Annotated in this window: 15 protein-coding genes; 8 read left to right on the plus strand and 7 right to left on the minus strand. The window is 48.8% G+C overall.

The window, feature by feature from the left end:
- Positions 1-11 precede the first annotated feature (11 nt).
- From tgt to B9Y58_RS03800, 3 genes are all read left to right on the plus strand, one after another.
- Positions 12-1,154, plus strand: a complete 1,143-nt coding sequence (tgt, locus tag B9Y58_RS03790; RefSeq protein WP_085534752.1) for a tRNA guanosine(34) transglycosylase Tgt — start codon at positions 12-14, stop codon at positions 1,152-1,154.
- A 78-nt stretch (positions 1,155-1,232) separates the two neighbouring features.
- Positions 1,233-2,234 (plus strand): DUF2156 domain-containing protein, encoded by a 1,002-nt coding sequence (locus B9Y58_RS03795; protein ID WP_085534753.1) that lies wholly within the window; start codon positions 1,233-1,235, stop codon positions 2,232-2,234.
- Positions 2,235-2,267: 33 nt separating this feature from the next.
- On the plus strand, positions 2,268-2,744 hold the full coding sequence (locus B9Y58_RS03800; RefSeq protein WP_085534754.1) for a hypothetical protein: 477 nt from the start codon (positions 2,268-2,270) through the stop codon (positions 2,742-2,744).
- A gap of 21 nt (positions 2,745-2,765) precedes the next feature.
- On the opposite strand, the gene B9Y58_RS03805 is transcribed toward B9Y58_RS03800, so the two are convergent.
- The 4 genes from B9Y58_RS03805 to dnaK form a co-directional block, all read right to left on the minus strand.
- A complete protein-coding gene (locus B9Y58_RS03805; RefSeq protein ID WP_085534755.1) occupies positions 2,766-3,350 on the minus strand; it encodes a flavodoxin family protein in 585 nt (194 codons plus the stop codon).
- Positions 3,351-3,422: 72 nt separating this feature from the next.
- Complete coding sequence (locus B9Y58_RS03810) at positions 3,423-4,079, minus strand: hypothetical protein (RefSeq protein ID WP_085534756.1); 657 nt, start codon at positions 4,077-4,079, stop codon at positions 3,423-3,425.
- 92 nt (positions 4,080-4,171) lie between these two features.
- On the minus strand, positions 4,172-5,317 hold the full coding sequence (dnaJ, locus tag B9Y58_RS03815; protein ID WP_085534757.1) for a molecular chaperone DnaJ: 1,146 nt from the start codon (positions 5,315-5,317) through the stop codon (positions 4,172-4,174).
- A gap of 190 nt (positions 5,318-5,507) precedes the next feature.
- Entirely contained in the window at positions 5,508-7,409 is a 1,902-nt protein-coding gene (gene dnaK, locus B9Y58_RS03820) for a molecular chaperone DnaK (RefSeq protein ID WP_073054350.1), read from the minus strand.
- Between the two features lie 590 nt (positions 7,410-7,999).
- On the opposite strand from dnaK, the gene B9Y58_RS03825 reads away from it, so the two are divergent.
- From B9Y58_RS03825 to B9Y58_RS03840, 5 genes are all read left to right on the plus strand, one after another.
- A complete protein-coding gene (locus B9Y58_RS03825; RefSeq protein ID WP_073054352.1) occupies positions 8,000-9,097 on the plus strand; it encodes an FISUMP domain-containing protein in 1,098 nt (365 codons plus the stop codon).
- 76 nt (positions 9,098-9,173) lie between these two features.
- Positions 9,174-9,266, plus strand: coding sequence for an LEPR-XLL domain-containing protein (locus B9Y58_RS14345; protein WP_109639660.1), 93 nt, complete (start codon positions 9,174-9,176; stop codon positions 9,264-9,266).
- Between the two features lie 116 nt (positions 9,267-9,382).
- A complete protein-coding gene (locus tag B9Y58_RS03830; RefSeq protein WP_073054354.1) occupies positions 9,383-9,598 on the plus strand; it encodes a hypothetical protein in 216 nt (71 codons plus the stop codon).
- 116 nt (positions 9,599-9,714) lie between these two features.
- Complete coding sequence (locus B9Y58_RS03835) at positions 9,715-9,930, plus strand: hypothetical protein (RefSeq protein ID WP_073054356.1); 216 nt, start codon at positions 9,715-9,717, stop codon at positions 9,928-9,930.
- Positions 9,931-10,260, plus strand: a complete 330-nt coding sequence (locus tag B9Y58_RS03840; RefSeq protein ID WP_073054358.1) for a type II toxin-antitoxin system VapC family toxin — start codon at positions 9,931-9,933, stop codon at positions 10,258-10,260.
- 272 nt (positions 10,261-10,532) lie between these two features.
- Here the strand turns inward: B9Y58_RS03840 and B9Y58_RS14350 are convergent, their stop codons facing one another.
- The 3 genes from B9Y58_RS14350 to B9Y58_RS03850 form a co-directional block, all read right to left on the minus strand.
- Positions 10,533-10,721: a hypothetical protein gene (locus tag B9Y58_RS14350; RefSeq protein WP_073054359.1), complete on the minus strand. Its 189-nt coding sequence runs from the start codon at positions 10,719-10,721 to the stop codon at positions 10,533-10,535.
- Between the two features lie 174 nt (positions 10,722-10,895).
- Complete coding sequence (gene rhuM, locus B9Y58_RS03845) at positions 10,896-11,843, minus strand: RhuM family protein (RefSeq protein WP_073054362.1); 948 nt, start codon at positions 11,841-11,843, stop codon at positions 10,896-10,898.
- A gap of 138 nt (positions 11,844-11,981) precedes the next feature.
- Positions 11,982-12,257, minus strand: a complete 276-nt coding sequence (locus B9Y58_RS03850; RefSeq protein ID WP_073054758.1) for a type II toxin-antitoxin system RelB/DinJ family antitoxin — start codon at positions 12,255-12,257, stop codon at positions 11,982-11,984.
- Positions 12,258-12,434 lie beyond the last annotated feature (177 nt).

Here is a 12,434-nt window from a genome sequence, read left to right on the forward strand (position 1 = left end):
CGGATTGCCCCGTGGAAAACCGCAACCCATTCGAACTTCTGGCAAAGTCGCCGCGCAGCAAAGCCCGTCGCGGACGAATCCGCACGGGCCACGGCACAATCGAAACGCCGATTTTTATGCCAGTGGGCACGCTCGCGAGCGTAAAGGGACTTTCGTCGCGAGACCTTCGCGAAATGCAGGCGCAGATCATTCTCGCGAATACGTACCACCTGTATCTGCGCCCTGGCACCAAGCTCATTGCCGAGGCGGGTGGCGTGCAGAAGTTCATGGGCTGGAACGGCCCGATGCTCACGGACAGCGGCGGATTCCAAGTCTGGAGCCTCAAAGACCTTCGCCACATTACCGAAGAGGGCGTAGAATTTCGTAGTCATCTGGACGGCTCGCATCATTTGTTCTCACCGGAATCGGTGATGAAGGCCCAGCGCGAAATCGGGGCCGACATCATTATGGCCTTTGACGAATGCACGCCTTATCCGAGCACCGTTGAGGAGGCTTCTCACTCGCTGGACTACACGCTCGCCTGGACAAAGCGCGCGAAGGATTGGCTTGAAAAGAACCCGCCGGTTCACGATTATCCGCAATTCTTTTTCGGGATTGTGCAGGGTGGCATGCACAAGGAACTCCGCCAAAAATCCATTGATGCCCTCAAGGAAATTGCTCCCGATGGCTATGCGATGGGCGGCCTTTCCGTAGGCGAACCTGTTGAAACCATGTACGAAATTGCGGATTTCTGCACGAATTCGCTGCCTGCCGACCGCGCCCGCTACGTGATGGGGGTGGGCACGCCTTGGAATCTGCTGGAGCTCATCAAGCGCGGCGTCGACATGTTCGACTGCATTCTGCCCGCCAAGAACGCGCAGGATGGCCTCGTTTATACCAGCAGGGGAGTGCTTCGTTACAAGAACGCCAAATTTGCCGATGACGAACGCCCGCTAGACCCGGAATGTGACTGCCATTGCTGCAGGAACTACACACGCGCCTACGTGCGTCACTTGTTCAAGACGAAGGAACCCCTCGGCTGGACTCTTTCAACACTCCACAACTTGCATTTCTATCTGCATTTGATGCAACAGGCTCGCGACCACATCGAGGCCGGTGATTTCGAAGAATGGTCTGCCGAAATTATCCCGCAACTCCAGCGCGACGCAGAATAAAAGTTCCTGTTTACGGGTGTATTCATAAGGTGCAAAAAAAATGTTCCTTGCGACAAGAAAAATTGTATTTTCTAATAGATGATAAAATTTAAGAGTCCAGAGCTTTCTGACCGGGCTGTGGTGGCAAAGGCCGTGGCCGATTCAGGTTATACCGGCAGTGACGCAAGCTTCGCGAACATTTTCCTGCTACGGCAAAAGTACGGCACACAGATTGCGCTGCAAGATGGGTTCCTTTTCCGCTATTACAACGGGCAAGGGAGCCGCAGGGGCTATGCCTTTCCGCTAGGAGAGGGCGATGTGGCGGCGGCAATCGCGCTTATTGCCGAAGAAGCCCGCGAATCGGGCCGTCCGCTGGAATTTTGCCTTGTAGACGAGCCTCGGGCACAGATTTTGCGGGAATATTTTAAGACAGCTGGGTCGAACGGCGCAGAACCGCCCCTTCATTTTACAGAAAATCGCGGCGACAGCGACTACATCTATTCTGCCGAAAGCCTTGCCACCTTGGCTGGAAACCAGTACAAGAAAAAGCGCAACCACGTTTCTCGATTTAACAGGACTTATTCGAACTACGAAATTCGCCCGCTTACGCCTTCGAACTTTGCGGATGCGCTTGCGGTCGAAAAGAGCTGGCTCAACATCGAAACCTTGGGCGAATCCAGCGATACCGACTGTGAATGCGCCTGCGAATGTCGCGAAGCCGCCTGGGCGGAACGCTCCGAAGATGAGAAATCCAGACTCTCGGAATACTGCGCTATTGTGGAGGCGATTGAGCATTTCGATGAGCTCGGCATGAAAGGGGCGGTGCTGTATGTCGAAGGCAAGCCCGTCGGTATGACCATGGCTTCTGAAATTGCTCCCGGCGCATGGGATATCCATTTCGAAAAAGTCATCGACGAATATGCGGTGAATGGCGGCTACGCGATTATTAACAAACTATTCGCCGAAAAGCTCTGGGCTACGGGAGCTCATTTGATCAACCGCGAAGAAGACATCAACATCGAAGGACTCCGCAAGGCGAAACTTTCATATTACCCGCAGACTATATTAGACAAGTCCCACATCGTCATTCTGGAGGGGTGAAACCCCGATAGAATCCATAACATTTAAAGAAAAATGCTATCCTCCATCCTCTCCAAAAGTCAATGCGCCGCCTGCAAATTCTGCTGCTCTTTCCGCAGGCAGAGCCTTTGGGAAACGCCGCTGTTCCCGCCCGAAGTCGTTGAAAAACTCAGCAAGCCTAACGAATACGGTGTGGTGGGGGAGTTCCGCGACGGTCAAGTTATTCTTGGCGGCTACAAAACCAATGACCCCGAAGAAGAAGTTCCCTGCACCTTCCTGGACCCGGAACGCGGCTGCATCTTGAAGCCCGAAGACAAGCCTTTTGATTGTAGCATCTGGCCGCTACGCATCATGAATAAAGATGGAAAACTCGTCATCGCCCTCACGCCCACCTGCCCAAGCATCGGCGAAGTTCCAAGTCAGGCACTCGTCAATCTCGTAGAAAACGGTCTCGGCGATAAAATCTTTGAATACGCCAAGACGCATCCGGAAATCATCAAGGAATATCGTGAAGGCTTTCCGATAATTTAATCCGATTGCGTTTTCACGCCTTTAATGCGAACCAAGTGACAAGGCAATCTTCTTGCACTTGGCAATTTCTTTGGGCGTAAGGCCATTTTGCTTATGGGTTCCGCCTTTTTGAATCACACCTGCAATCTTGAATCCACTCCAGCAAAGGATTTCCTTGAGGGCGCGGACAGTGCCTGCCGACTGCTTGAAAATGAGGTTGAATGGCCATTGGGTAGTGCATGTCGTCACAATGACGGCCTTCTTTCCCTTTAACAGAGGAATCGGGTAATCGCGTTCGCTGTGGTCCATCATGCCGTAAACCCAGCGGTCGAAAAGCATTTTGAGTTGCCCCGTCATGTTGCCCCAGTAGCATGGCGAACCGACCACAAGGGCGTCGCATTCTTGCACCAGACGCAAAATCCGCTTCGCATCGTCCTCCGGCATCACGCAATCGTGAGTGCTACGGCATTTCATGCAGCCGATACACGGACGAAATTCCAGCTTGCAGACATCAATGATTGTCACCTCGGTGCCCTTTTCGAACAAGGTATCGCCCATGATATTCAGCATTTGGCTGATGTTTCCGTCTTTGCGCGGGCTTGCATTCAAAATGACCACTTTTCTCATTGTGTCTCCATCCAAAAGAAACTTTCTTCTATAAAACTTTCCCCTGTTAAACACCTCAGAATCTAGAAAATGTCACTCATGGGGAAATCTTTCAAAAAATATGGGGAAAAGCTTTATATGAAAGAAAACGCCGAGATTCCGCCGTCTATTCGTTACCTCGAACTGAACACCGCCACCGACAAACATAAAAAGTAAATTGGCCTGCAGGCCGACGCTTTCCATAAATCCAACTTCTCTCATATCCCAATCGTCTTGGTCTATCCACCATTCAAATAGATGATTTTCGAATATGGATAGGCCAATCATGTTGTTTCCCAAAAGAGCATAATAGGATGTACCTGAAGAAAGCCATAATGATCCGAAAACAATGTAGTAGGCAACAGATATTTCTTCTTTTTCCTCTTTGTAACCTTCATTGGCTTGCAATATTAGATTTGCCGTGCCTGCAATCGCAAAAATACTTAAGCTACCATAAGATGGCTCATCAGCATCTAACCTTAAATCTAGCCGTGGGGAATATTCAAGATATAAGCCTATGTTTTTAAACGGCTGAAATCCATTTAAAATAAATCCTTCGATTGCAATTCTGTCTAGAGAGGAATATCCGAAACCTCCCAAAATAAGGGCGGGGTCAATTTGTCTTTTCCTATCTATTTCGGGGACTACGCCATCTTCGTCCGCAAATGCGATGGTGCATATTAAAAGTACGATGGCGATGAATTTGTTCATGAATGTAATTATAAAAAAAATCCCGGGCATTGCTGTCCGGGAGAATCTTTTATGGATTGCTTCGCCTCTTTGAGGCTCGCAATGACGTTTTTCTACTTAAACAGATTCTTCATCTTTTCAAGGAAAGACTCTTCCTGCGCGGTTTCCTTGTCGTGCCTGAGTTCCGCGAGTTTCTGGTAGAGTTCCTTCTCTTCGCGGCTAAGGTCCTTCGGGATTTCCACGCCGATGTTCACGTAGAGGCTTCCACGGTCGCCTCGCTTGTTCAGCGGGTACAGGCCCTGTTCGCGCAGGCGCAGAATGCTCCCGGCCTGAGTGCCGGCCGCAATCTTGATCTGCACTTCGCCACCGTCCAGCGTCGGGATGCGCTGCGTTCCGCCAAGCACCAGCTTGTGGACCGGAACCTTGATTTCGCAGTGCAAATCGTCGCCTTCGCGGGTGTAGAAGTCATCGGGCTTTTCGGCAATCACCGCCAGCAAGTCGCCGCAGGCACCGCCGCGAGGCCCGCAGTTGCCTTCGCCACGCAGGTTCAGGTACTGGCCCTCGGCAACGCCCGCCGGAATCTTGATGGAAATCTCTTCCGTTTCCTGCACACGGCCTTCGCCATGGCAGTTGCTACACGGTTTCGCGATAACTTCACCCGTACCATTACAGGTGGGGCAGGCGCTCTCGGAAACCATCATGCTCCGGAATCCGCCAGATACGCGACGCACGCGCCCCGTACCCTTACAGGTTTCACAAGTCTTGATGTCGGTGCCGCCCTTGCCGTTACATTCCGTACACGGCGTGTAGCGTTTCAGGCGAACCTTCTTGGTGCAGCCCTCGAAGATTTCCTTGTAGCTGAGAGCCACCTTGATCTGCAAGTCGTTACCACGCGGAGGACCAGCCTTGCGAGAACTTCTGCGGCCACCGCCACTGAAACCAAAGCCGCCACCAAAGATATCGCCAAACTGGCTGAAGATATCGTTGATGTCGAATCCAGCACCACCGAATCCACCACCGCCAAAACCGCCACCAGGAGCATTAAAACCAAACTGGTCGTAGTTCTTGCGCTTTTCAGGATTAGAGAGTACGTCGTAAGCTTCGGCAGCTTCCTTGAACTTTTCTTCAGCTTCCTTGTCGCCCGGGTTCTTGTCCGGATGGTACTTGATAGCAAGCTTCTTATAAGCGTGCTTGATTTCATCAGCACTTGCGTCCTTGCCGACGCCTAGAACTTCGTAATAATCTCTTTTTTCAGCCATAATATGCCTTCGGCATTAGTAGACAGTAGGAAGTAGACAGTATACAGTTTATTCAATAACCTTTATTTACGCAAAAAGGATTGCCCCTAAAAAAGGAATCAATCCTATTTTGTTAAACGTAGTCTGTAGCAGCAGGAAGGCAAATTTTAACGATTTTCCTTCCTACTTCCTACTTCCTACTTTTAACTAGTTAGTCAACCACTTCCGCGTCGACGACTTCCGGGCCATCGCCCTTCTTGTCGTTCTTCGGCTGTTCAGAAGCGCCCGGCTGCGGACCCGGCTGAGCCTGGTTTGCACCGGCGGCCTGGGCCATGGAGCTGATCATGCCCTGGAGCTTGTCCATAGCGGCCTTGATCTCTTCCTTGGTGCCGTTGTCCTTCTTGGCCTTGATATCGTCGATAGCAGCCTGCAGCTGGCTCTTGGTGTCGGCCGGGAGCTTGTCGCCAAATTCCTTGAGCTGACCTTCGGCCTGGTAAGCCATCTGTTCGGCCTGGTTCCTGATGTCCACCAGTTCGCGCTGTTCCTTGTCCTTGGCGGCGTTGGCTTCGGCATCCTTCACCATCTTGTTGATTTCGTCTTCAGACAAGCCGCTGGAAGAAGTAATCTTGATGGACTGTTCCTTGCCGGTTTCCTTGTCCTTGGCAGACACGTGCACGATGCCGTTCGCGTCGATATCGAAGGTCACTTCGATCTGCGGCACGCCACGCGGCTTCTTCGGGAGGTCGGTCAAGTCGAACTTGCCGAGCGTACGGTTGTCGCGGGCAAATTCGCGTTCGCCCTGCAGCACGTGAATCGTCACGGCCGGCTGGTTGTCTTCGGCGGTAGAGAACACCTGGCTCTTCTTGGTCGGAATCGTGGTGTTACGGTCGATGAGCTTGGTCATCACGCCACCGAGGGTTTCGATACCCAGAGAAAGCGGGGTCACATCGAGGAGCAACACGTCCTTCACGGAGGAGTCGCCGCTAAGCACGGCACCCTGGACGGCGGCACCGATAGCCACCACTTCGTCCGGGTTCACAGTCTTGTTCGGTTCCTTGCCGAAGAACTTCTTCACAGCTTCCTGAACGGCCGGGATACGGGTAGAACCACCGACGAGAATCACTTCGTCAATTTCGCTCAAGGAAAGACCAGAGTCCTTGATAGCCTTGCGGCACGGTTCCATAGAACGTTCCACGAGGTGAGCGGTGAGCTGGTCGAACTTTGCACGGCTGAGGGTGAGGTCGAGGTGTTTCGGACCAGAAGCGTCAGCAGTGATGAACGGAAGGTTGATGTTCGTAGAAGTCGTAGCAGAAAGGTCAATCTTTGCCTTTTCTGCAGCGTCCTTCAAACGCTGGAGAGCCATTTTGTCCTTCTTCAAATCGATGCCCGGATTATCCTTCTTGAATTCGTCGTTAATCCAGTCGATGATGACTTCGTCGAAGTTGTCACCGCCGAGCATCGTATCGCCGTTGGTGGCCTTCACGCTGAACATGCCGTCGTCGATTTCAAGGATAGAGATATCGAACGTACCGCCACCGAGGTCATACACGGCGACCTTTTCGCTCTTCTTGGAGTCAAGACCGTAGGCGAGGGCAGCAGCCGTCGGTTCGTTCACGATACGCAGCACTTCGAGGCCAGCGATCTTACCGGCGTCCTTCGTAGCCTGACGCTGGGAGTCGTTAAAGTAGGCGGGGACCGTAATCACGGCCTGCGTCACCGGCTGGCCCAGGTAGTCCTCGGCAATCTTCTTCATGGTCTGGAGAACCATGGCCGAAATTTCGGGAGGAGCGAACTGCTTGTCGTCCACCTGCACGCGCACCGGGTCAGAACCCGAGCCCACCAGCTTGTAGGGCATGTTCTTTTCGGCAGCGGAGCATTCGCCAGCCGTACGGCCCATGAAACGCTTGATGGAGTAAATTGTCTTTTCGGGGTTGGTGATGGCCTGGCGCTTTGCCACGTGGCCCACCAGACGTTCACCGTTCTTGCCGAAAGCGACAATGGACGGGGTGGTGCGGAAACCTTCCGCGTTAGCGATGACGACCGGCTTGCCGCCTTCCATCACGGCAACGCAGCTGTTTGTCGTACCCAAGTCAATACCAATAATCTTACCCATGATTTTATCTCCTATTTTAAATTCTTGCCGCCCGCGAATCATTCCGAAAGGGGGCGATTTTTACGCCCATACATAAGCAAAACCCGTGCCAAATGCTAATAACTGGCAAAAAACGCCCATTTTGTTTCGTTCTGAAACAACAAAAGCCCCTAAATCGGGGTAAAACAGGCTTGTTTCATTATGGAACGGTTGCCGCGGGATGTCATCCCCGCCACCATCTTGTCATCCCCGACTTGGTCGGGGATCTCCCTGTCACCCTGGACCCTGGAGCGTAGCGATAGGGGATAGGGTCTATAGAAAAAGGGAAGGGGGAGGCATCCCCCTGGTTCGCACTCCGTTGCTCTCCACCCCCTCGCCTAGGTGGCTCCGCCCCCTAACACCCCCTGCCCTCTGTCTTCCCGGCCTTGCCAATAGCCACTTGCAGCTTTGCTGCTTAGTGGATATGGTCCTCGGAACGTGGAATCCGGGATCTCTTTTGACGCCTGCTAAGAAAGATTTTATTGCCACACTGGTTGGGAATCACTAACGTGATTCCTGTTTTAATAATTTAAATTTGGAAAAAAGGTTCTTTTGAGGTTACCGGAGGTCTTATGAATTACGTCATTGCGAGTGTAACGAAGCAATCCATCTTCTTGACATTTTCCATTCTCCTAGCTCTGCTTGCAGCATGTGGCGATGAATCCTCTTCTTCTGTTTCGCCGGAACCGGGCGACGATTCTTCGTCTTCAGTCATCCCCGCCTCGAGCGGGGATCTCCAATCCTCGTCTTCTCAAAAGAGTTCCGGCAAGGATAAGTCTTCTTCCTCGATTGAAGAGAAATCTTCTAGCTCTGTAAGTGGCAAGAATAGTAGTTCGTCTGTAGTTGAGTCGAGTAGTTCTGAGTATCTTTTTTGTAACGAAGGTGATCGGGATACGGTTGTAAAGGATTGGGGAATAAAATATTATCGTTGTGAAAATAACGACTGGGTTGTAGATACAATTGTCTATGTTGATTTACCCAAGGTCTACCCCAATATGGATAGCCTTTTTGATACAAAGTATACAAAATATGGAGAGTTTGAAGATCCCCGTGACCATCAAAAGTATAAAACTTTAATTCTTCATAAGCATGATGATGATGGTAATATTGTTGACGGTGTTGTGATTGAGGCCTTTGCACAAAATTTGAATTACGGGGTAATGATAGATACTAGTGTCCTTGTACGCGATGACAACAAGGTGGAAAAATACTGTGATTTAAATGATGAATGGTTTTGTAATAATGGCTGGGGTGGTCAATATGCCTGGAGCGAGGCAATGGGGTTGCCTGCCAAATATGATTCCGTTCTTTGGAAAGATACCGTTGGTGGCGATACCCGCATACATCAGGGAATTTGCCCAGAAGGTTGGCATATTATGAACGGTTATGAGTGGAAAAATTTTACGTCTAGAGGGGGGCTTAGTCTTGCCTCGAAAGTGAACTGGGCTCCGCTGGATATGGCTGGCGCTAATTTGCTTGGTTTGTCGGTTCTTTTCAAAATGAGAGCGTATGAACTTAGTTGGATGCAAGCGTATTTCTTGCTCCCTAATGAGTCTAGTGCTATTGGAACTTATGCGGTTACCATTACAGATAAATATGTTTGGTTCGGGGATAATGATCATTTAGGGAAGCATATTCTCTATAGTGTTCGCTGTGTAAAGGATTACTAATCCTTTAATAATCATCTACCAAAAAGTTTAACAAAAAAAATAAGGGCTTTGGGGAAAAGCCCTATGGGAGTTATATATGTCCAAGAAGAACAAAAAGATGTCTAAGAATATCAATCGCAAAAATTACAAGATCGAGTCTCTTGAACCTCGCTTGATGATGGATGCTTAACCCCGCCCCAAAACAACCGCCCCGTGCCCAAACACCCCGAAAAAGTCCATTTTTGTCATAATCTGACATAGCAATTGAATTATATTTGTTCGCAGACTATTGTCTATGAAGTTTTCATGTCATACGATAAGCAGGAATGTTTGTCAGCACTCGAGGAATCGGATGAACTCTTTTACGCCAAGATGCAAAAGGGCTTAGACGACATGCGCAACGGCCGCATCACGCCCCTGGACGATGTTTACGCCGAACTCTCCAAAGCCATCTCCGAAATCAAAAACGAAGCAAAAGCCGCAGATGCCGAAAAATTCATCAAAGGATTGATGAATTTTTAGTCCCCAAAACAACCACCCCGTGACCAAACACACTGAAAACGCCCCACACAGCAAAACCCATTGCTTGCTTTTCTGCAAAGAAAAGAGTATATTTGGTATAGACAAGAGGTTTAATTATGTCGGACGCAGCTTTTGCAGAACTCGAATCCCAGGTGGAAGAACTTCCTCTGTTTCAGATTGTTGTCCTTCGGCAAAAATTGGACCGCATTTTGGAACGTAAAAAGTCAACGACTAATGTGGCCGCTGGTCTTGCCCTGCTTGACGAATTCGCCGGTTCAGTAGAACGCGAAATTGACTACAAGAAAGAACGCGAAGAAAGCAGGGATTTCTAGATGAACCTGCTTATTGATTCAAATGTCATTCTCGACATGGTTCAACATCGTGAACCATTTTTCCTCGAGTCAAAAGAAATTATCGCAGAATGTATTAGGCAGAGCCATTTAGGTTTTGTTACGGCACATTCCCTTTGCGACATCTACTACATTCTCCGCAAGGATATGTCCGCAGAGCAAAGGTTGAAGCTGGTAAATATGTTCTGCCAGTTCTTTACAGTTATTCCTGAAACGGCTTCGGATTTCATGACTGTTACAGAAAAACCGAATACCGAAGATCTAGAAGATGGCTTGCAACAACAATGTGCCGCCCGTTTAAAACTCGATTAAATCGTTACGCGCAATATTGATGATTTTAGGGCATCCGCCGTTCCCGCCATTGAACCCGGACAATTCTTGTCTAAATTTTTCTAGTACTGGTTAATGTGTACTGGACAATACCTTTAAGGATTTCACGCTGCAAGCGCACACAATCACATGGCCAAACGGCGTCGACTTCGCCCCGGAATTTATCAAGAAACTGATAAATTCCGAACCCAGTCCTGCATAAGCCTGAACTTGATATCGCAATATGCGATTTCAAGTTTTTCTCAAAATAGGGGCTAAAATTTCTTCCGAACGTCTGCAGCGGAAAGCCAGCAGCCCTGTTCGGCAGATCTTTCACCCTCGGCAAGAGCATTCTGAAGTTTCATTTCTGATTGAAGAAAGTTTGCATATTCCTTTTCGAAAGTCCCTTTCTGCTTCGGATCCGCCATAATCCTATCAAAGGTCGATGTAGATTTTATCATCATACCTCTAATCTATTTTCAGATTATCCCATTGTCAAGAGATTATTCTAATCACCCAAAAAATTTGGGGGCATCAAATTGGTCTTTCTTTTTTATCTCAGGCAGCGACCTACCGCCCTGTTCTGTATCAAATAAAAAAAAATCTCCGTGGGGGAGATGTTCCCCTTTCGTTTTTTTTCAAGCATTGGTGCTTTCCTGTACTTTCTCGATAACCTCCTCAGGGGTCACAAAGTTCAGAACGCTATAAGCGGTCATTTCATTGCCCATATCTTTGAAACTAGCCCCAAAGTGATAGACTGTGTCATCAATCAGCAGGAACCGGTCGTGAATCGTCCGCATCGTCTTTAAATCTAGGTCAGGATATTGCTTTTTGTGCAAGGCTACAGCCTCCTTGAATTCGGGAGTGATTCTTGGAGAATAAATAACGGCCTTGACGCCCTTCATACGCATCGCCGCAAATTTCAGTACTTCGATTGTGGCATACGGGTCAATAAAAACTACAGAACGCTTCGCCGACTTCACGAGATCAGCAATTAAAACGAGCCCGTCAAAACGTGTTCCAGTCGCAAGTATGCCTCCTGTAGGAGTTTGCGAAGCCTTGACGAAGAAATCGATGCGTTGTTCGACCGCAGAAAGGCGGGAATCCTGTTCGGCTATGGATTTTTCCACACCTTCAATTTTTACATTTTGGTCCTCAATTAGCTGCCGCTGCTCATGCAAACGGTCTACAATTTGCAAGTCTGTTGCAATTTTTCGTTGGTTTACGGCGTACCCTTTGAGCATATAGTCTTTGAGCACTTGATTTGCCCAGCGGCGGAATTTAATACCATTTGCCGATTTTACACGATAACCCACAGACAAAATCATGTCTAAATCATAGTGCTCAACTTGATAAATTTTGCCGTCATCGGCAGTTGTCGCAAATTTTGCGACAACTGAATTTTGACATTCTTCCCTCAAAGCATTTGTGATATGCTTACCTACCGTTTTAATGTCACGATTGAACAATAGCGCCAATTGTTGACGATTCAGCCATACGGTCTCGTTTTCAACACGAACCTCCAACCGGACTTCGCCATCCGGCTGGTAGAGCACAATTTCACCTTTTTCTTCTTTTTTATCCATTTTTTACTCCTATAAACAAAAAAAGTCGGCTTTTGATATATAAAACTCCCAATATTCATTGGGGATATAATCAAAAAGCCGACTTAATCGTCAAACGTCTTCGTAATGACCTTTGCACGAAAGGATGTCAATGAACAATTAGTCGTTCTCCATTGACTCTAATTCGCTGAGTTCATGAACAACACCTTTCCCGGCGTTGAGCTGTTCGATGCCTTTCTTGAGGGCTTCGATGTCGCTTGCGTTGTAGCGGGGGGAGGGTTCGCGGACTTCAAAGGGGATGCGGCGCTCGTTGATGACGTTTTTCACGAACATGTAAATGGCGGCAGAAGTGGACAGCCCCACATTGCTGCAGAACTTGTCAAAGCTTTCTTTGTCCTTGCTGTCGATGCGTGCGGATATCGTTGCCTGTGCCATATAATGCTCCTTTGTTACCTTACAAATGTACATTTATTGACTGCAAAAAGCAATAATTTTTAATAAAAATACTGCAATTTTATTCAACTTTCTGCAATTTGCATAAAATTGCATTAAACTTTGACACTAAAAACCCCGGCCTTCTTTACGAGAGGTCGGGGATTTTTTATGCGGGGG

Source organism: Fibrobacter sp. UWB15 (assembly GCF_900177705.1).
GTDB lineage: Bacteria > Fibrobacterota > Fibrobacteria > Fibrobacterales > Fibrobacteraceae > Fibrobacter.

What these genes read in the sequence shown, in the direction of transcription:
- B9Y58_RS03795 (WP_085534753.1), top strand. Translation starts at nt 1,233, where the DNA reads ATGATAAAATTTAAGAGTCCAGAGCTTTCTGACCGGGCTGTGGTGGCA.
- B9Y58_RS03800 (WP_085534754.1), top strand. Translation starts at nt 2,268, where the DNA reads ATGCTATCCTCCATCCTCTCCAAAAGTCAATGCGCCGCCTGCAAATTC.
- B9Y58_RS03805 (WP_085534755.1), bottom strand. Translation starts at nt 3,350, where the DNA reads ATGAGAAAAGTGGTCATTTTGAATGCAAGCCCGCGCAAAGACGGAAAC.
- B9Y58_RS03810 (WP_085534756.1), bottom strand. Translation starts at nt 4,079, where the DNA reads ATGAACAAATTCATCGCCATCGTACTTTTAATATGCACCATCGCATTT.
- dnaJ (WP_085534757.1), bottom strand. Translation starts at nt 5,317, where the DNA reads ATGGCTGAAAAAAGAGATTATTACGAAGTTCTAGGCGTCGGCAAGGAC.
- dnaK (WP_073054350.1), bottom strand. Translation starts at nt 7,409, where the DNA reads ATGGGTAAGATTATTGGTATTGACTTGGGTACGACAAACAGCTGCGTT.
- B9Y58_RS03825 (WP_073054352.1), top strand. Translation starts at nt 8,000, where the DNA reads ATGAATTACGTCATTGCGAGTGTAACGAAGCAATCCATCTTCTTGACA.
- B9Y58_RS14345 (WP_109639660.1), top strand. Translation starts at nt 9,174, where the DNA reads ATGTCCAAGAAGAACAAAAAGATGTCTAAGAATATCAATCGCAAAAAT.
- B9Y58_RS03830 (WP_073054354.1), top strand. Translation starts at nt 9,383, where the DNA reads ATGTCATACGATAAGCAGGAATGTTTGTCAGCACTCGAGGAATCGGAT.
- B9Y58_RS03835 (WP_073054356.1), top strand. Translation starts at nt 9,715, where the DNA reads ATGTCGGACGCAGCTTTTGCAGAACTCGAATCCCAGGTGGAAGAACTT.
- B9Y58_RS03840 (WP_073054358.1), top strand. Translation starts at nt 9,931, where the DNA reads ATGAACCTGCTTATTGATTCAAATGTCATTCTCGACATGGTTCAACAT.
- B9Y58_RS14350 (WP_073054359.1), bottom strand. Translation starts at nt 10,721, where the DNA reads ATGATGATAAAATCTACATCGACCTTTGATAGGATTATGGCGGATCCG.
- rhuM (WP_073054362.1), bottom strand. Translation starts at nt 11,843, where the DNA reads ATGGATAAAAAAGAAGAAAAAGGTGAAATTGTGCTCTACCAGCCGGAT.
- B9Y58_RS03850 (WP_073054758.1), bottom strand. Translation starts at nt 12,257, where the DNA reads ATGGCACAGGCAACGATATCCGCACGCATCGACAGCAAGGACAAAGAA.